Origin of the sequence: Jeongeupia chitinilytica (assembly GCF_014652315.1) — a bacterium.
GTDB lineage: Bacteria > Pseudomonadota > Gammaproteobacteria > Burkholderiales > Chitinibacteraceae > Jeongeupia > Jeongeupia chitinilytica.
On the sequence record NZ_BMYO01000011.1, the window covers coordinates 72196 to 90176 of the forward strand.

16 protein-coding genes are annotated in these 17981 nt (G+C 65.1%); 2 read left to right on the forward strand and 14 right to left on the reverse strand.

The window, feature by feature from the left end:
- Positions 1–41 precede the first annotated feature (41 nt).
- The 14 genes from IE097_RS17925 to IE097_RS17990 all read right to left on the reverse strand — a co-directional run bounded on the left by IE097_RS17925 (position 42) and on the right by IE097_RS17990 (position 16897).
- Positions 42–1343, reverse strand: coding sequence for an alpha/beta fold hydrolase (locus IE097_RS17925; RefSeq protein ID WP_189462273.1), 1302 nt, complete (start codon positions 1341–1343; stop codon positions 42–44).
- Positions 1344–1453: 110 nt separating this feature from the next.
- The gene (gene purD, locus IE097_RS17930; RefSeq protein WP_189462274.1) at positions 1454–2728 is read right to left on the reverse strand and encodes a phosphoribosylamine--glycine ligase; all 1275 of its coding nucleotides are present in this window, start codon (positions 2726–2728) and stop codon (positions 1454–1456) included.
- A 24-nt stretch (positions 2729–2752) separates the two neighbouring features.
- Positions 2753–3310 (reverse strand): hypothetical protein, encoded by a 558-nt coding sequence (locus tag IE097_RS17935; protein ID WP_189462275.1) that lies wholly within the window; start codon positions 3308–3310, stop codon positions 2753–2755.
- Between the two features lie 12 nt (positions 3311–3322).
- Entirely contained in the window at positions 3323–4885 is a 1563-nt protein-coding gene (purH, locus tag IE097_RS17940; protein WP_189462276.1) for a bifunctional phosphoribosylaminoimidazolecarboxamide formyltransferase/IMP cyclohydrolase, read from the reverse strand.
- A 118-nt stretch (positions 4886–5003) separates the two neighbouring features.
- Positions 5004–5249, reverse strand: coding sequence for a helix-turn-helix domain-containing protein (locus IE097_RS17945; protein WP_070530493.1), 246 nt, complete (start codon positions 5247–5249; stop codon positions 5004–5006).
- Positions 5246–6268: a tRNA dihydrouridine synthase DusB gene (gene dusB, locus IE097_RS17950; RefSeq protein ID WP_189462277.1), complete on the reverse strand. Its 1023-nt coding sequence runs from the start codon at positions 6266–6268 to the stop codon at positions 5246–5248. The genes IE097_RS17945 and dusB overlap by 4 nt, the downstream gene beginning before the upstream one ends.
- An 84-nt stretch (positions 6269–6352) precedes the next feature.
- Entirely contained in the window at positions 6353–6973 is a 621-nt protein-coding gene (locus IE097_RS17955) for a glutathione S-transferase family protein (protein WP_189462278.1), read from the reverse strand.
- On the reverse strand, positions 6970–10053 hold the full coding sequence (locus IE097_RS17960) for a bifunctional diguanylate cyclase/phosphodiesterase (protein WP_229797658.1): 3084 nt from the start codon (positions 10051–10053) through the stop codon (positions 6970–6972). Before IE097_RS17960 ends, IE097_RS17955 begins: the two co-directional genes overlap by 4 nt.
- Before the next feature lie 322 nt (positions 10054–10375).
- Positions 10376–11311 (reverse strand): septal ring lytic transglycosylase RlpA family protein, encoded by a 936-nt coding sequence (locus IE097_RS17965; protein WP_189462280.1) that lies wholly within the window; start codon positions 11309–11311, stop codon positions 10376–10378.
- Positions 11312–11313: 2 nt separating this feature from the next.
- Complete coding sequence (gene rodA / locus IE097_RS17970; RefSeq protein WP_229797654.1) at positions 11314–12426, reverse strand: rod shape-determining protein RodA; 1113 nt, start codon at positions 12424–12426, stop codon at positions 11314–11316.
- Positions 12419–14347, reverse strand: a complete 1929-nt coding sequence (gene mrdA / locus IE097_RS17975) for a penicillin-binding protein 2 (RefSeq protein WP_189462282.1) — start codon at positions 14345–14347, stop codon at positions 12419–12421. The genes rodA and mrdA overlap by 8 nt, the downstream gene beginning before the upstream one ends.
- Before the next feature lie 40 nt (positions 14348–14387).
- Positions 14388–14894: a rod shape-determining protein MreD gene (mreD, locus tag IE097_RS17980; RefSeq protein WP_189462283.1), complete on the reverse strand. Its 507-nt coding sequence runs from the start codon at positions 14892–14894 to the stop codon at positions 14388–14390.
- Complete coding sequence (gene mreC / locus IE097_RS17985) at positions 14894–15781, reverse strand: rod shape-determining protein MreC (protein ID WP_189462284.1); 888 nt, start codon at positions 15779–15781, stop codon at positions 14894–14896. The genes mreD and mreC overlap by 1 nt, the downstream gene beginning before the upstream one ends.
- A 72-nt stretch (positions 15782–15853) precedes the next feature.
- Positions 15854–16897, reverse strand: a complete 1044-nt coding sequence (locus IE097_RS17990) for a rod shape-determining protein (RefSeq protein WP_189462285.1) — start codon at positions 16895–16897, stop codon at positions 15854–15856.
- Between the two features lie 202 nt (positions 16898–17099).
- On the opposite strand from IE097_RS17990, the gene gatC reads away from it, so the two are divergent.
- Together gatC and lpcA are read left to right on the forward strand one after the other, a co-directional pair.
- Positions 17100–17387 carry an Asp-tRNA(Asn)/Glu-tRNA(Gln) amidotransferase subunit GatC gene (gene gatC / locus IE097_RS17995; RefSeq protein WP_070532751.1) on the forward strand — a complete coding sequence of 96 codons (288 nt, stop codon included), beginning with the start codon at positions 17100–17102 and terminating at the stop codon, positions 17385–17387.
- Positions 17384–17980 (forward strand): D-sedoheptulose 7-phosphate isomerase, encoded by a 597-nt coding sequence (gene lpcA / locus IE097_RS18000; protein ID WP_189462286.1) that lies wholly within the window; start codon positions 17384–17386, stop codon positions 17978–17980. Before gatC ends, lpcA begins: the two co-directional genes overlap by 4 nt.
- Position 17981: the final 1 nt, after the last annotated feature.

Here is a 17981-nt window from a genome sequence, read left to right on the forward strand (position 1 = left end):
AACGGCTTGCCGCGTTACGGCAAGCAGGACGGCGAATGGGCTCAGCTGCCGCCGCCCGCCAGACGGTCGATGACCACGGACTGCTCGAGTGCCTCGTCGATCGCCTCGATCACCGCCCGGCTGTCGAGGATGGATTCGTGCGTCTCGTCGAATCCCCGCACCCGTGCCGCCTGCAGCTGCGCCGGTTGCGCCAGCTGGCTGACGAGCGCAATCGTTCCGTCGCTGTTGCCCTGGATCAGCATATTGCTGCCGCGATAGCCGAAGAACAGCTGGTGCCGCAAGGACGCGGGCAGCGTTTGCGCCAGCAGATCGTGCAGGAACACGCTGTCGGGCGCGATGTCCTGCCATGACGGCACCACCACCGGCGAGCGGCTGGCGCCGAGCTGCGCCAGCGCATCGCCGCCCCAGGGCGTCGACAGCGTGACAAACAGCTGCACCGGCTGCTGCGGCGACACTCTGGCCAGCCGCAGGATCGCCTGGCGCGAAACCAGCCCGCCGACGCTGTGGGCAACGATCATCATGCGCGAGAAGCCGTACCGCTTCTGCAGGCTTTGCAGCAGGTCGGCCAGCGTATCGCCGCTCTGGCCGAGGCGCATGCCGCTCGGATACTGGTAGATCCAGGGTTGAAAACGGTCCCGATCGAGGCTGGCGATCAGTTTGCTCCACTGCTGCGGATAACCGCCGACGCCATGGACGAACAGCACCGGAATCCGGTCGCTGCGATACGGCCCGAGGAAATAAACGCCAATGCCCATTTCGGATGCGAAATCGAGCGGTGCCCACAATCCCTTGGTGCCGAACGCACGGCCAAAACGCGCCTCGTCGATGTCGGCGGTCCGCCCGGCAAACAGCTGCAGCTTGCGCGCGTTGGGCGGCACCTCGGCCTTGCGCAACGCGGTCCGGATTTCCGCGGGCAACGGCGCCATCGCGGCATTCAGGGCAAAGCGCTGCGACAACTCGACGCCGGGACCGACCACCAGCCCGGCCGGCAAGCCGACGACGGTTGCCGGATCGTCATCGGAGAGGCCGCGGCCGTCGCGGTCGTAGTAGGCCGCCAGCAGATAGACCCCCTGTTGCGGGACCAGGAAAGCGAAATAGCCCCCTTCACCGAGGTGGCTCAGGGCCACGGCATGCAGGCCGTCCGTATCGCGCCGCAGCAGGGCCACCTCGACCTGGTCGAGCGGCAGTTCGCCAATCTGGACCACGCCGGCAACGACGCCGTTGCGGGCGATCTCGTTGCGGTTCTGTTCCAGCCGGGCCATGCGGCGTGCAAAGCCGCACGCGGTCAGCGCAGCGATCAATGCGAGTACCAACGCGATTCTGAGCCCGCTACGCAATCCCATTCCCCCTCCCGTCCGGCCCTTGTCCGTGGCCCGGATCGTCCGTTGTCTTCAGCATATGCGTTCGCCAACAGAAAGGCCGCCCGGAGGCGGCCTTTCTGCATGCGCGACGCTTACTTGCGCGCGATGGCGCGCCAGCCGATGTCGCGGCGGAACTGCATGCCGTCGAAATGCACCCCGTCGAGGATCTCGTAGGCGCGTTTCTGTGCCTGCTTGAAACCCTCGCCGAATGCGGTGACGCACAGCACGCGGCCGCCACTCGTCACCGGACGGCCCTGCTCGTCGAGCCTGGTGCCGGCGTGGAACACGTGACCGTCTTCCAGCTCGCCCGGCAGGCCGGTGATCACGTCACCGGCACGCGGCGTTTCCGGGTAGTTGGCCGCGGCCATTACCACGCCGAGTGCGGTACGGCGGTCCCATTCGGCCTCGATCTGGTCAAGCGTGCCGTCGATGCCGTGCTCGATCAGCGTCACCAGATCGCTCTTCAGCCGCAGCATGATCGGTTGCGTTTCCGGATCGCCGAAGCGGCAGTTGAACTCGACGACCTTGACCGAGCCGTCTTCGCCGACCATCAGCCCGGCGTAGAGGAAGCCGGTGTAGACGACACCGTCCCTGGCCATGCCGGCCACGGTCGGCAGGATCACTTCGCGCATCGCCTTGGCATGGATTTCCGGCGTCACCACCGGCGCCGGGCTGTACGCGCCCATGCCGCCGGTGTTCGGACCTTCGTCGTTGTCCAGCAGGCGCTTGTGGTCCTGGCTGCTCGCCATCGCCAGCACGTTCTTGCCGTCGACCATGACGATGAAGCTCGCTTCCTCGCCGGTCAGGAACTCCTCGATCACGACGCGGGCGCCGGCGTCGCCGAACTTGTTGCCCTCGAGCATCATGTCGATGGCCGCATGGGCTTCGTCCAGCGTCATCGCGACGACGACGCCCTTGCCGGCGGCAAGGCCGTCGGCCTTGATGACGATCGGCGCACCGTTGGCGTCGATGTAGGCATGCGCCCTGGCGGCGTCGCTGAAGGTTTCGTAGTCGGCGGTCGGAATGCCGTGGCGCTTCATGAAGGCCTTGGCGAAATCCTTCGACCATTCGAGCTGCGCGCCAGCCCTGGTCGGCCCGAAGATCTTCAGCCCTTCGGCACGGAACGCGTCGACGATGCCCTTGGACAGCGGCGCCTCCGGCCCGACCAGCGTGAACGCGACGTTCTCGCGCTTGGCGAACTCGATCAGCACCGGAATGTCGGTGATCGGCACATTGGTCAGGTTCGGTTCGAGCGCGGTACCGGCGTTGCCCGGCGCGACGAAAACCTTGCCGACGCGCGGCGACTGGGCGATTTTCCATGCCAGCGCATGTTCGCGGCCGCCGTTACCGATGACGAGAATATTCATTGAGTCACTCCAAAACCGCCCTGTTTAGAATTCGTAGCGGCCGAACACGAAGCCGACATTGCCGCTGTTGAGGCCGCTGCTCAGCGACGGGATGAACGTGCCCATCACCGAAGCACGCCACACGCGCAGCGACACCACCGGCAGGATGTACGGAAACGGGATGCCGTTGATGATGTCCTGCCGCGACGTCAGCCCGACCGTGTAGCCGGCGCCGACCGACACGACATTGTGCGACGGCCAGAACCAGATCTTGGCGTAGCCGAGCATCAGCTCCGGATCCTTGTGCGAATCCGAAAAGATCATGCCGTACAGCATGTCGTGATTGCCGTTTTCGTCGACGAGGTGTTTGCCGAGACCGCCGCCCCAGGCCTTGTCGTTCAGCTCGGCGAGCTTCTCGTCGGTCCAGGTGCTCGGGTCGTGCCAGGTGTAGCCCGTGACGTAGGCGTCCCAGCTGCCTTCATCGGCGATCTTGCCGAGGTAGCTGCACGCGCTGCCGAGCCATTCGCCCATGTTGCCGCAGTCCGCCTGCGCCGGCGAAGCCAGCGCAAGCGTCGTGGCGGCGATTGCCAGCCATCGTTTCATCGGTCCCCCGGCTCAGTGACGGAAATGGCGTACGCCGGTCACGACCATGGCGATGCCATGTTCGTCCGCGGCCGCGATCACTTCGTCGTCGCGGACCGAACCGCCCGGCTGGATGATGGCGGCAACGCCGTTTTCGGCAATCACGTCGACACCGTCACGGAACGGGAAGAACGCGTCCGACGCAGCCACCGAACCGCGCAGCTCGAGGCCGGCGTTGCGCGCCTTGATCGCGGCGATCTTGGTCGAATCGACACGGCTCATCTGGCCGGCGCCGATACCGAGCGTCTGGCCCTTGCCGCAGAAGACGATGGCATTCGACTTGACGAACTTGGCGACATTCCACGCGAACAGCAGGTCCTTCAGCTGTTCCGGGGTCGGCTGCTTCCTGGTGACGACCTTGAGGTCGGCCAGCTTGAGCGCATGGGTGTCCGGCGTCTGCACCAGCAGGCCGCCGCCGACGCGCTTGAGGTCGAACTTGTTTTCACCCGATTCGATCGCGACTTCGAGCACGCGAACGTTGACCTTCTTGGCCAGCAGTTCGAGCGCGGCCGGCGTGTAGGCCGGGGCGATCAGCACTTCCATGAACTGCTTGCTCACCGCTTCGACGGTATCGACGTCGATCGGCTTGTTGAAGGCGATGATGCCGCCGAAGGCGCTGGTGGTGTCGGTCGCGAACGCGAGGCGGTACGCCGCGTACGGATCGGCCGCCACGGCGACGCCGCACGGGTTGGCATGCTTGACGATGACGCAGGCCGGCTCTTCGAACTGCTTGACCGCTTCCCACGCCGCATCGGCATCGGCGATGTTGTTGTACGAGAGTTCCTTGCCCTGATACTGCTTGTAGCCGGCCAGCGTACCGGCAGCCGGATGCAGGTCGCGGAAGAATGCCGCGCTCTGGTGCGGGTTCTCGCCGTAGCGCATGTCCTGCACCTTGACGAACTGCAGGTTCAGCCGGTTCGGGTAAGTGGCCTTCTCGCCGTCGTCGTTCAGCGCGGTCAGGTAGTTCGAGATCGCGCCGTCGTAGGCCGCAGTGTGGCTGAACGCCTTCTTGGCCAGGTTGCGGCGGGTGGCCAGCGTCAGCGCGCCGCCGTTGGCCTTCATTTCGTCGATCAGGCCGGCGTAATCGCTGGCGTCGGTCACGATGGCGACGTGGGCGTGGTTCTTCGCCGCCGAGCGCACCATCGCCGGGCCGCCGATGTCGATGTTCTCGATCGCGTCGTCGAAGCTGCAGTCGGGCTTGGCGATCGTCGCTTCGAACGGGTACAGGTTGACGCAGACGAGGTCGATGTTGCCGATGTCGTGCTCGGCCATCTTGGCGACATGCGACTCGAGGTCGCGACGACCGAGGATGCCGCCGTGGATTTTCGGATGCAGCGTCTTGACGCGACCGTCGAGCATCTCCGGAAAGCCGGTGTAGTCGGCAACTTCGATCACCGGCACGCCGTTGTCGGCAAACAACTTGGCGGTACCGCCGGTCGAGAGGATCTCGACCCCCTGCTCGGCCAGCGCCCTGGCAAATTCGAGGACACCGGTCTTGTCGGACACGCTGATCAGCGCGCGCTGAATCTTGCTCATACTGCTCTCCTGAGTTTCATTCCGAATGGTCATTGCGGCCGGCGGCACCTTGTCCGCCGTTGTAGCTGTTCTTGAGCCGCACGCCGGCATCGCCGCGCACGGTCTGATCGGGTACCGCTTACAGCAGATCGTAGGTCTGCAGTTTTTTTCTGAGGGTGTTGCGATTGATGCCGAGCACTTCGGCCGCCCGGGTCTGGTTGCCGCCGACGCGTTCGAGCACCAGCAGCAACAGCGGCTTTTCGACCCGCGCCAGCACCATGTCGTACACGGCACACGGCGCTTCGCCGTCGAGATCGTCAAAATACTGCGTCAGCGACGCATGGATCACCGCGGCGATCGGATCGCTTGGATCTTCCCGGTTCATACTTCCCCCTGTTCTTCTGATTCGGTCGCGACATAGACCAGACGCTCGCCGCCGGCCAGCAGGCCGTCGAAGAACGCCTGCGTCGCGTTTTTTTGTTCGTGGGTGCTTTCCAGCCGGTACATGCGCTGGCGGAATTCGTTGCCGCCAGCAAGGCCCTTCGTGTACCAGGCGATGTGCTTGCGGGCGATGCGGCAGCCCGAATACTCGCCGTAGAACGCGTACAGCGCGTCCAGGTGTTCGAGCAGCACGTCGCGGATCTCGACCACCCTAGGTGGCGGCAACAGCTCGCCGCTGGCCAGGTAGTGACCGATTTCGCGGAACAGCCACGGCCGCCCCTGTGCGGCGCGGCCGATCATGATCGCGTCGGCGCCGGTGGCCGCAAGGACATCGGCCGCCTTCGTCGGGCTGTCGATGTCGCCGTTGGCGATCACCGGAATCGCAATGCTGCGTTTGACTTCGCGGATCAGCGCATAGCGCGCCGCACCGTTGTACATGTCCTCGCGGGTACGGCCATGAATGGCCAGTGCCGCGATGCCGGCTTCCTCGGCACGCCTGGCAATGCGCAGGATGTTTTCCTCGCCGTTGCAGAAGCCCAGCCGGGTCTTCAGCGTCACCGGCACGTCGACGGCGGCGACCACCGCGTCGAGGATCCGGCCGACGAGGTCTTCGTCCTTGAGCAGCGCCGAGCCGGCGAGCTTGTTGCACACCTTCTTGGCCGGGCAGCCCATGTTGATGTCGACGATCTGCGCGCCGTTGGCCACCTGATACTGTGCCGCCTGCGCCAGCTGCTCCGGATCGGAACCGGCGATCTGCACCGAAATCGGTGCCAGTTCGCCGTCGAAGTCGGCACGTTTCAGGGTTTTCTTCGTCAGCCGCATGCTCTGGTCGGCCGTGATCATTTCCGACACCGCGTGACCGGCGCCGAAACGCTTGCACAGCATGCGGAACGGCCGGTCGGTCACGCCAGCCATCGGCGCAACGATCAGGTTGTTCGCAAGGGTGTAGGGGCCGATGTGCATGCGCGGACGGGTGGACGAGGAAGGGCGGGATTCTACGTCCTGCCTAATTTTTAGGCAAGCGCCATTCGCCGCCTGTCTCGGCGTTCAGGCCCGGCGAACTTCTCGCGCCGCGGCCGTTTCCCACTCCAGAAACGCCGGCAAGGCCAGCAGCGTATCGGCATACGCCTGCGCTGCCTGTGACACCGGCAGCCCGTAACTGCGGATGCGCGTCGCAACCGGTGCAAAGAACGCGTCGGCATGGCTGAAACGACCGAACAGGAAGTCGCCACCGGCGCCGAAACGTGCCTTGCAGTCGGCCCACAGCGCGGTCAGCCGTTCGAGCTCGGCCACCAGAGCCTCGTCGACGTCGAGCCGCGTCCGCAATTGCACGTCCATCGGACAGCGCGTTCGCAGCACCGTGAAGCCGGCGTGCATTTCGGCACACACGGCACGCGCCACGGCGCGCGCACTGCGATCGGCCGGCCACAGCGCCGGCTCGATCTCGGCCAGATATTCGGCAATGGCCGGCGTTTCCCAGATCGCGACATCGCCGTCGATCAGCACCGGCACCTTGCCGGTCGGGCCGTAACGCAGGCGCTCGGCGCGGGCGTTGTCGGCATAGAGGTCGTGATTGATCTCGACGAAGGGCAGACCGGCGACTTTGATTGCCAGCCAGGGCCGCAGCGACCATGAGGAATAGTTCTTGTTGCCGATGACCAGTTTCAAGTTTGCGCCCTCAAGGCGTCACCGTTCGTGCGCGACAGCACCAGCCGCGGCGATGCCTGCAGCAGCGCTTCGAACTCGCCGACCGGTAACGGTTTGCTGAACAGATACCCCTGGATCGCGTCGGTGCCGGCGCGCCGGAGGAAGTCGAGTTGCTCGGGGGTCTCGACCCCCTCGGCCAGTACGGACATGCCCAGCGTCTTGCCGAGGCCGATGATGGCCAGCACGATCGCCGCATCGTTCTGGTCGGTGGTCAGATCGCGGACGAAGCTCTGGTCGACCTTGAGCTTGTCGAAGGCGAAACGCTTCAGGTACGAGAGGCTCGAATAGCCGGTGCCGAAGTCGTCGACCGACAGTTTGACGCCGAGCCGCTTGATGCCCGAGAGCATCGTCATCACGTGTTCGACTTCCTGCATCACCACCGACTCGGTGACCTCGAGCTCGAGGCACTGCGGCGGCAGCTCGGCGTCGGCCAGCGCATCGGCGACGATCTCGAGCAGATTGGACTGGTGCAGCTGCAGCGGCGACAGGTTGACCGCGATCGTCATCGTCTGCCCGGTTTCGCGGATCCATGCGGCGGCACGACGGCAGGCCTCGCGCAGCACCCAGTTGCCGATCGGCACGATCATCCGGCTTTCTTCCGCGATCGGAATGAACTTGGCCGGCGAAATCAGTCCGTGCTCCGGGTGGCGCCAGCGAATCAGCGCCTCGGCGCCGGTAATGCGGCCATCGCGCAGGCTGACCTGCGGCTGGAAGTAGAGCTCGAACTCGTTTTCGGCCAGCGCCTGGCTCATGCTGGTTTCCAGCACCAGCCGCTCGGACACGCGGGCGTTCATGTCGGCGGTGAAGTACTGGTAGTTGTTGCGGCCGGCACTCTTGGCCTGGTACATCGCGACGTCGGCGCTGCGGATCAGCGTATCGGAGTCGGCGCCGTCGTCCGGATAGACGCTGATGCCGATCGACGTCGTCGTTGCGAAGCCGCCGGCCTCGAGTACGAAGGGGTCGGCAAACGACGCGAGGATCTGCTCGGCCACCAGCCCCGGATGCATCGCGTTGTCGATCTCGGTCAGCACCAGCACGAATTCGTCGCCACCCAGCCGCGCAAGGATGTCGCCCTTGCCGGCAATCCGCCGCAGCCGGTCGGCGACCTGCCGCAGCATCTGGTCACCGGCGGTGTGACCGAGCGAATCGTTGATCGTCTTGAAGCGGTCGAGGTCGAGGAACAGCAGGGCCAGCTGGCGCTGGTGGCGCTCGGCGCCGGCGACGGCGAGCCGCAGTTCGTCACGCAGCAGATTGCGGTTGGCAAGCCCGGTCACGGTATCGAAGTTCGCCAGCTCGATGATCCGGTCCTGCGCGACCTTGCGTTCGGTGATGTCGGTGACGGTGCCGATCAGCCGGGTCGGATTGTGCCGGGCGTCGAACTCGACGAACTTGCCCCGCGACAGGAACCAGCGGTATTCGCCGGTCTTGACCTTGCGGCGGTATTCGATCACGAACTGCGGCGCGGTGCCGGCGTAGCAGTCGCGGAATGCATTCAGCGCCAGCTCGCGATCCCCCGGGTACATCTGCTCCTTCCACTTCTCGAAGGTCTCGACCAGTTCGCCCGGCACGAAGCCGAGCAGACGGTCGTACTCGGGGCTGGTGATCGCGCCGCGGCGGCTGTCGAGCGGCATGTCGAACAGGCCGGTATTCGACGCGTCGAGCGCCAGCCGCAGCTGCTGCTCGCTCTTGACGATCGCTTCCTCGGCCATCCGCCGCTCGGAAATGTCGCGCACGACCGCGCAGTTGAACTCCTGCCCCTTGAAGACGATGTAGTTCGAATACGACTCGATCGGGAAGGCGTCACCGTTGCGCGTCTTGAGCACGAACTCCTCGAACAGGTGTTTCTGCTCGCGCAGCCGCTCCCAGAACGGCCCCCAGGCCTCGGCGTCGAAACTCGGGTTGATGTCCTTGAAGCGCATCCCCAGCAGCTCGCGCTCGCCGTAGCCGAGCCGATGGCAGGCGGTGGCGTTGACGTAGCGGATGATGCCCATCGGATCGAGCCAGATTGCCATGTCGGCACCGCGCTCGACCGCCACCCGGGTCAGGTAGAGCGCATCCTCGGTACTTTCGAGCCGGCGCAGTTGCCGCAGCACGTAGACGACCAGCATGGTCGCCAGCGCCAGCACGCTCGCGGTCACGCCGCCGTTGACCAGGCTGTCGTGCCGCCACGAAGCGAGCACTTCCTGGCGATCTACGCCGACCATCACGCCGAGCGGCCAGCCGCCGACATGACGCCAGCCGTAGATCCGGGTCACACCGTCGCGGGCGCTGTGCTCGGTAAAGCTGCCGCTCTGTGCGCCGCCGAAATCGTTGTCATAGAAGGCACGCCGCGACAGGTCGTGGCCGACGTCGAACGCGCCGTCCGGGTAGTGTGTCAGCGACAGGCCGTCGTCGCGGAACATCTCGATCGACAGGCCGCTGCGCGACGCGATGCTGCGGTAGAACTGACGGAAATACCCCGGGTCGATGCCGGCATACAGCACGCCGACGAACTCGCCGCGCCGGTCGTTCAGCGCCATCACGAAGGGAATGACCGAACGGTCACCGGTCGGATCGGCCTGCTGCTCGGCGATATAGAACGGCGACGACGGCTGCGAGCGGGCAACCTTGAAATACTGGAAGTTGCTCAGGTTGTGCGCCGGCGCCGGGTACTGCTGGGTCGAGGCGAACAGCGTGCCGTCGGCACGGGCAACGGCGAAAGTCGCCATCTGCGGAGCGTGGCCGAGCTGCCGCTGCAGATAGGCGTGCATGCAGGCCGCATCGGCCGCGTCGATACACGTCTGGAACAGTCCGTCCTGCTGGATCGCGAACATCGTGTTCAGGCTCGCATCCATCGTGCGGCCGACGTGTTCGTCCATGGTCCGCGCCAGCGTCAGCATCTGCTGTTCGGCGTTGCCGAGCGTTTCCTCGTAGCTGCGCCAGATCGACCAGCTGACCGCTGCCAGTGCAAATAGCACGACGCTGATCGACAGGGCGATCAGCATCCGGCGGATCAGGCCGAAGGAGCGGCCGCTTTCGGCGTCCTGCAAGGTGACCGGCACGCGGGTCAAGGCAGCGTCCTGAGGATGAAAATTTGCGGAGCCCCATTCTTGGGGCAAAGGCCGCGGCTTGGCAAGCCGGAAGCGGCCAATGTTTCCTGCCGGACTCAGTCGCCGATTCAGCGCCTGCCTGACACGGGCTGCGGATGGGCGTTCAGGCCCGACGGCCGGATAAAATGAAAATAATTTTCAGCCAGACTGGAACAAACCATCATGACAGAAAATCCACGTCACCAAGCAACGCGCATTGGCCGATTGGCAATCCTCGTCCAAAGGCCTCATGCAGGGGAAACGTCCCGAACCGTCGTCCCCTTTTCGCCGACGTTCAGCGCGCGATCACCGCCTGCAGATTGTGCTGGCCGGTCAGCGCCTCCGCTGCAGCCAGCGCGCTCTGCCGGTCCGGATAGGGACCGATGCGAACGCGATGAATGGCGCCGCTCGACTGGACCACCAGCTTGGCGCTATCGCCATCGAGCATGCTCGCATAGTGCTGCCGGAACGACTCGGCATTCGCAAGACTGCTGAACGCGGCCAGTTGCAGGTAAACGCCGGCGGCAGTGTTAGCGACCGGTACCGGCTTGGGGTCGCCGTCGAAAGGCAGGGGAGCATCGGTCTGCGGTTTGGCCTGCGCCAGTACCGACGTCGGTGCGTCGGCCGGCATCAGGCTTTCGACCTTGAGCTGGGCACTCCCCTTCATCGCATAGCCGAGCCGGCAGGCGGCGAGAAAGGACAGGTCCATGACCCTGCCCTTGTGGAACGGCCCGCGGTCGTTGACGCGGACGACGACGCTGCGGCCGTTTTCGACGTTGGTGACACGGGCATAGCTCGGCAGCGGCAGCACCGGGCTCGCGGCGGTCATCGCGAACATGTTGTAGCTTTCGCCGATCGACGTCTTCTGGCCGTGGAACTTGCGGCCGTACCACGAGCCCATGCCGGTTTCGACCGAGCTGCCGGGCGCGGCCAGCGGCGTGAACGACAGTCCGAGCACCGTGTAGGGCCGGTTTGCCCACTTGTGCAGCGGCTCCCAGCGCGGCACCGGCTCGGGAATCAGGTCGATGTTGGCGGGGATGCCGGCCATCGGGCCGTCGTCCTTGTAGAACGCCCCGCCGTTGTCGAGCGCCTTGTAGTCGCAGCTGTACGGCGACGGCGTGCCGGCCACCGGCGGCGTCGGCGACGTGCCGGCAACCGGCCTGGTCGGTGTCGTGCTGCACGCGGCCAGACCGAGCAGTGCCGCCGCGGCGAGCAATCCACGGAATGTCATCGTTACCCCTTCATCAGCTTGCGGTCGCGACCGACACTCATCAGGAGGCCGAAGGTCGCGAGAATCGACACCATCGACGTGCCGCCATAGGAAATCAGCGGCAGCGGTACGCCGACCACCGGCAGGATGCCGGACACCATGCCCATGTTGACGAAGGCATAGGTGAAGAAGTTCAGCGCGATCGCCCCGGCCAGCAGGCGCCCGAACAGCGTCGGCGCACGGCTGGCAATGGTCAGGCCGCGGCCGATCACCAGCAGGTAGAGCACCAGCAGCACCCCGTTGCCGATCAGGCCGAACTCCTCGCCGAACACGGCAAAGATGAAGTCGGTGGTCCGCTCCGGAATGAAGTCGAGGTGGGTCTGCGTCCCGTTGAGCCAGCCCTTGCCGAGCACGCCGCCCGAACCGATGGCGATCGTGCCCTGGATGATGTGGTAGCCGGCACCGAGCGGATCCTGCATCGGGTCAAGCATCGTCGCGACCCGGCGGCACTGGTACTCCTGGAGGATGTTGATGCACAGATCCCAGTGCGTCACCGTGTACGCAAGTGCGCCGCCGGCCGCCCCCATCACCGCCAGCAGCCGCCAGCTCAGGCCGGCGAGGAACAGTACGTAAAAGCCGCTCGACGCGATCAGCAGGCTGGTGCCGAGGTCGGGTTGCTTGAGAATCAGACCGACCGGCACCACCATCAGCAGCGCGGCAGCGACGAAGTGTTTCCAGTTCAGCGTGGTTTCGAAGTGATGGAAGAACCACGCCAGCATCAGCGGCATCGCGATCCGCATCAGCTCGGACGGCTGGATCCGGGTGATGCCGATGTTGAGCCAGCGCGTCGCGCCATGACTGGTCACGCCGAACAGCGCCACCGCCACCAGCAAGGCCACACCGACGACGTAGGCCGGCAGGGCCAGGCGCATCAGCGTCTGCTGCGAAATGTTTGCGAAGAACCACATCACGCCGAGCGAGATCCCCATGAAGGTGACCTTGTCCATCACCTTGTCGAGGTCGCGGTTCGACGCCGAAAACAGCACGATCGCCGAAACGGCGAAAATCAGCAGCGTGAACAGGAACAGCCACGGATCGATCGGCTGCTTGATCCGGTTCCAGATCGTCTTAATCACTGATGTCCTCCTGCACCGCCGCGGCCGGCGCAGAGGCGACAGCGGACGCATTGGCGGTCAGCGCTGCGGGCAGCTTGCCGAGCAGGTAGTAGTCGAGCACCTGACGCGCGATCGGCGCTGCGGCCGCTGCGCCGAAGCCGCCGTTCTCGACGATGACCGCCAGCGCGATCGTCGGCTTGTCGGCCGGCGCAAACGCGACGAACCACGAGTGGTCGCGCAGCCGCTCGCTCACCGCCTTGGCGTTGTACTTGCCGCCGCGCAGGCTGAACACCTGTGCGGTACCGGTCTTGCCGGCAGCCACATAGGGCGCACCGGCAAAGGTGCGCGCGCCGGTGCCGAACTGGGTCACACCGACCATGCCCTGCACGACGCGCTCGATGTTTTCCGGCTTCCAGGGCAGCGTGCGTTCCGGCTGCGGCTCGATCTGCGTCTTCTTGCCCGAAGCCGGGTCGACGACGGTGGCCACCACGTGCGGCCGGTACATCACCCCGCGGTTGGCAATGGTCGCGATGCCGTGCGCCATCTGCAGCGGCGTATACGAGTTGTAGCCCTGGCCGATGCCGATCGACACGGTTTCGCCCGAATACCACTTCTGCTGCGCCGGCGTCTTGAAGCGTTTTTTCTTCCACTCCGGACTCGGCAGCACGCCCGGCCGCTCGCCCGGCAGGTCGATCCCGGTCAGCTGGCCGAGATCGAGCGTCGCCATGAACTTGGCGATGTAGTCGATGCCCATCTGTACGGCGAGCTGGTAGTAATAGGTGTCCGACGACAGCGGCAGCGAGCGGTCGAAGTTCATCGATCCGTAGCCGCCCTTGTGCGAGTCGCGGAAGCGGTTGTTGCCGTAGATGAAGTAGCCCGGGTCAGCGATCGTCTGCCGCGTGAGCGGGAAGTTGCCTTCGAGCGCGGCAATCGCCATGAAGGGCTTGAACGTCGACCCCGGTGGATACTCGCCGCGCAGCGCCCGGTTCAGCAGCGGCTTGTCGGGCGACTCGTTCAGTTCCTTCCAGCTGTCCGGGTCGATGCCGTCGACGAACAGGTTCGGATCGAAACCGGGTTTGGAGACGAAGGCGAGCACGCCGCCGTCGCGCGGGTCGATCGCGACCAGCGCGCCGCGGCGCTCGCCGAACAGCTTCTCGACCATGTCCTGCAGCTTGATGTCGATCGACAGCGTCAGATCCTTGCCCGGCTGCGGCGCGGTACGGCGCAAGGTGCGGACGGCACGGCCGCCCGAATCGATCTCGACTTCCTCGAAGCCGGTCACGCCGTGCAACTGGGTCTCGTAGCTGGATTCGACCCCGAGCTTGCCGATGTGGTCGGTGCCGCGGTAGTTGGCCAGCTGGCCGTCCTCGTCGAGCGATTCGAGATCCTTGTCGTTGATCCGGCCGATATAGCCGATCAGGTGACTGGCCACTTCCTGAAACGGATACTGGCGGAACAGTCTGGCCTTGATCTCGACACCGGGGAACTGGTAGCTGTTGGCGGCAAAGCGCGCGACCTCCTCGTCCGACAGCCGGGTACGGATCGGCAGCGACTCGAAATCGCGCGTTTCCTCCATCAGCTTCTTGAAGCGTCGCTTGTCCTTGCCGGTGATGTCGACGATGTGCGACAGCCGGGCGATGGTTTCGTCGAGGCTGTCGGCTGTTTTCGAGGGCGTGATCTCGAGCGTGTAGGCGGAGAAGTTGTGCGCCAGCACCACACCGTTGCGGTCGCGGATGATGCCGCGCGCCGGCGTCACCGGCACCAGCGAAATCCGGTTCGCCTCGGCCAGCGTCTGGTACTTGTCGTGCTGGGCCACCTGCAGCCAGACGAAGCGGGCGAACAGCAGACCGAACAGCGCCAGCACGAACAGCACCGCCGTCACGATCCGCAGCTGGAACGCGTAACGCTCGGCCAGCGAGTTTTTCAGTTCATTGCGCGCCATCAGACCTCCGCGCGCGGCAGCCGGCGGCTGGTACGGCCGCTCATAATTCGTCCGGCACCGACTTGCGCTGATGCATCAGCATCAGGTTCGACAGCGGCGGCCACAACAGTGCCGCAGGTACGCTGCCGGCAAAGTAGGCCCAGCCGACGAAGGGCGCGCCCAGCACCATGCGCACGACGACCATGATCGCCTGCGCCAGCGTCAGCAGGCCGAAGACGATCAGTGCCTGTTGCCAGAACGCGAACACTGCCATCTGGCGCTGCCGGATCAGCACAAAGTAGGCAATCACCGAATATGCGAGTGCATGCTGGCCAAGGACGTTGCCGTCGCCGACATCCATCAGCACGCCGAGGATGAAGGCGGTCGCGACACCGACGCGGCGCGGCTGGTTCAGCGCCCAGTAGACGATGAACAGCGCAACGAAGTCCGGCGCGAAATTGGCGATCGAAGCCTGCCAGGGCAGCAGGTTGACCAGCAGCGCAACGACGAAGCTGAGGACGATGAAACCGATGCTCACCGGCCGCAGCAGTTGGTGGGAAATGGGCATCAGTGACCCTTCTTGTTCTTGGACGCCGGCTGCGACGCGGCCTGCGGGTAAGCCGGCATCTCGCTGCGGTGATCGAGCAGCAGCAGGAAGCGGTGCTGGTCGACTGCCGCCACCGGCACGCAGACCACCCGTGCAAACGACGAGCCACGCTCGACCTTGACGACCTTCGCCACCGGCAGGCCGACCGGGTAGAGACCGTCGATCCCCGACGTCACCAGGGTATCACCCTGCTGGATGTCGACATTCGGCGCCATATTGCGCACTTCGAGCGGCTGGTGCGCGCCCATGCCGTAGACGACGGTGCGCAGCTGGTTGCGCTCGACCACCACCGGCACCATCTGGTTGCGGTCCGAGATCAGCCGGACCTCGGCCGTCAGCGGCTGGACCCGGACGACCTGGCCGACGACACCGGACGCATCGATGGCGATCTGGCCGGCACCGACGCCCTGCTGCTGGCCCCGGTCGACGATCAGCCGCGACGTGAACGGATCACGGCCGTTGTAGAGGATCTCGGCAAGCTGCGACGGCTGGCCGAGGGCATCCCGCCGCGCGCTCAGGCCGCGCAGGGTCGCGTTTTCGGCCTCGAGCGCCTTGAGCTTCATCGCCTGCGCCTTCGCAACAAGCTGGGCGTCGTTGAGCTGGCGGTTTTCCGCCATCAGCTCGGTCTGGCGCGACAGGAAGTCGGCAGTACTGCGCAGCGTCGCAAACGGCGCGGTGGCAGCCCACTGGAGCGGATACAGCAGCACCGACACCTGCTCGCGAATACGGCCGAGCATGCTGTACTGCGCATCGCCGACGATGAGTCCGATCGACAGCAGCGAAAAGATCAGCAGCCGCGTCAGCGGCTTCGGACCCTGTTTGAAAAAAGCGGGAGGGCTGGTTTGCATGACCGGTCAGGCGCGAAATCAACGAAAAACCGGACGCCGGGCACATGGCCCTGCGTCCGGCACGCCTTGTCCTCAGTCGCGGGTGAAGATCGCCGTGACCTTGTCGAGCTTGTCGAGCGCCTTGCCCGAACCGCGCACGACGCAGGTCAGCGGATCTTCGGCGACGATGACCGGCAGGCCGGTTTCTTCCATCAGCAGACGGTCGAGATCGCGCAGCAGCGCACCGCCACCGGTCAGCACCATGCCCTTGTAGGCGATGTCGGCACCCAGTTCCGGCGGCGTCTGTTCCAGTGCCTGCTTCACGGCGGATACGATCTGGTTCAGCGGCTCGGTCAGCGCTTCGAGGATTTCGTTGCTCGAGATCGTGAACGAACGCGGGATGCCTTCGGCGAGGTTGCGGCCCTTCACTTCCATTTCGCGCACTTCGGCGCCCGGGAAGGCCGAGCCGATGCGCTTCTTGATTTCTTCGGCGGTGGTTTCGCCGATCAGCATGCCGTAGTTGCGGCGGATGTAGTTGATGATCGACTCGTCGAACTTGTCGCCACCGACGCGCACGCTGCTGGCGTAAACGATGCCGCCGAGCGAGATCACGCCGACTTCGGTCGTGCCGCCGCCGATGTCGACGACCATCGAACCCGTCGCTTCTTCGACCGGCAGGCCTGCGCCGATCGCCGCAGCCATCGGCTCTTCGATCAGTTCGACCTTGCGTGCACCGGCGCCCAGCGCCGATTCCTTGATCGCGCGACGTTCGACCTGGGTCGAACCGCAGGGGACGCAGATGACGATGCGCGGGGGGGAGCTGAACAGGCGGCTCGGGTTCACCTTTTTGATGAACTGCTTGAGCATCTGTTCGGTAATGGTGAAGTCGGCGATCACGCCGTCCTTCATCGGGCGGATCGCGGTGATGCTGCCCGGCGTGCGGCCGAGCATTTTCTTGGCTTCGGCGCCGACGGCCAGGATGGTTTTCTTACCCGACGGACCGCCTTCCTGCATGATCGCCACCACCGACGGCTCGTCGAGGACGATGCCCTTGGCTTGCATGTAGATCAGGGTGTTGGCGGTGCCGAGGTCGATCGCGATGTCGTTGGCGAAGTAACCGGAGAGAAGACCGAACATTAGTTTACTCGCAATGGTATTGGGGTCGTGTACAGGGCGCCGGCACGGGCCGTCGCCAGAGAATAGGTTTTAAAGCCAGAACGGGTTGCGGGCGATAAGTTCCGCCGGCGTCCATACCCGGGGCCCAGCTTGGGTGAAACAAACCCGGCATGATACCCTAAGGCGCTGATGATCATAAGGACTTAGCAGGGGGAAAATGCTCATGTCTCTCTCCTTGGACGACGTACGGCGCATCGCCAAACTGGCCCGCATCGCCGTTACCGACACCGAGCTTGCTGCAACGCAACAACAGCTCAACAAAATCTTTACGCTGATCGAAGAAATGCGCGCGGTCGACACCACCGGCATCGCGCCGATGGCCCACGCGCAGGACGTCCATCTGCGCCTGCGCGACGACGTCGCCACCGCGCCCGACCGTCGCGATGCCTTCCAGGCCATCGCCCCGGCGGTCGAGAACGGCCTCTACCTGGTTCCGAAGGTGATCGAATGAGCATCAGCACCGTAGCGCAGCATCTGCGCGAAGCCCAGCAGGTTCTCGAGCGCGTGCTCGCCGACGACGCCTTCCTCGCCTCGGTCGATGCGGCCGCCCAGTTGCTGGTCGGCAGTTTCAAGGCCGGCGGCAAGGCGATCTCGTGCGGCAACGGCGGCTCGCACTGCGACGCGATGCACTTTGCCGAAGAACTCTCCGGCCGCTATCGCGACAACCGTCCGGCACTGGCCGCGATCGCCGTGTCGGACCCGTCGCACATCACCTGCGTCGGCAACGACTACGGTTTCAACGACATTTTCTCCCGTTTCGTCGAAGGCCTCGGCCGCGACGGCGACGTGCTGGTCGGCATCACCACCAGCGGCAATTCCGGCAACATCATCCGTGCAGTCGAGGCCGCGCGCGAACGCGGCATGAAGGTGCTGCTCTTGATGGGCAAGGACGGCGGCAAGCTCAAGGGCCAGGCCGACGTCGAAATCATCGTGCCGCACTTCGGCTACGCCGACCGCATCCAGGAAATCCACATCAAGGTCATCCACACGCTGATCGACCTCGTCGAACAGGGCATGGGCTACCGCCCGGCCGATCCAGCCTGAG

Coding starts and splice junctions, on each gene's coding strand:
- IE097_RS17925 (WP_189462273.1), bottom strand. CDS start 1,343: ATGGGATTGCGTAGCGGGCTCAGAATCGCGTTGGTACTCGCATTGATC.
- gatC (WP_070532751.1), top strand. CDS start 17,100: ATGTCTCTCTCCTTGGACGACGTACGGCGCATCGCCAAACTGGCCCGC.
- IE097_RS17990 (WP_189462285.1), bottom strand. CDS start 16,897: ATGTTCGGTCTTCTCTCCGGTTACTTCGCCAACGACATCGCGATCGAC.
- purD (WP_189462274.1), bottom strand. CDS start 2,728: ATGAATATTCTCGTCATCGGTAACGGCGGCCGCGAACATGCGCTGGCA.
- IE097_RS17935 (WP_189462275.1), bottom strand. CDS start 3,310: ATGAAACGATGGCTGGCAATCGCCGCCACGACGCTTGCGCTGGCTTCG.
- lpcA (WP_189462286.1), top strand. CDS start 17,384: ATGAGCATCAGCACCGTAGCGCAGCATCTGCGCGAAGCCCAGCAGGTT.
- dusB (WP_189462277.1), bottom strand. CDS start 6,268: ATGCACATCGGCCCCTACACCCTTGCGAACAACCTGATCGTTGCGCCG.
- purH (WP_189462276.1), bottom strand. CDS start 4,885: ATGAGCAAGATTCAGCGCGCGCTGATCAGCGTGTCCGACAAGACCGGT.
- mrdA (WP_189462282.1), bottom strand. CDS start 14,347: ATGGCGCGCAATGAACTGAAAAACTCGCTGGCCGAGCGTTACGCGTTC.
- IE097_RS17945 (WP_070530493.1), bottom strand. CDS start 5,249: ATGAACCGGGAAGATCCAAGCGATCCGATCGCCGCGGTGATCCATGCG.
- mreC (WP_189462284.1), bottom strand. CDS start 15,781: ATGCAAACCAGCCCTCCCGCTTTTTTCAAACAGGGTCCGAAGCCGCTG.
- IE097_RS17965 (WP_189462280.1), bottom strand. CDS start 11,311: ATGACATTCCGTGGATTGCTCGCCGCGGCGGCACTGCTCGGTCTGGCC.
- mreD (WP_189462283.1), bottom strand. CDS start 14,894: ATGCCCATTTCCCACCAACTGCTGCGGCCGGTGAGCATCGGTTTCATC.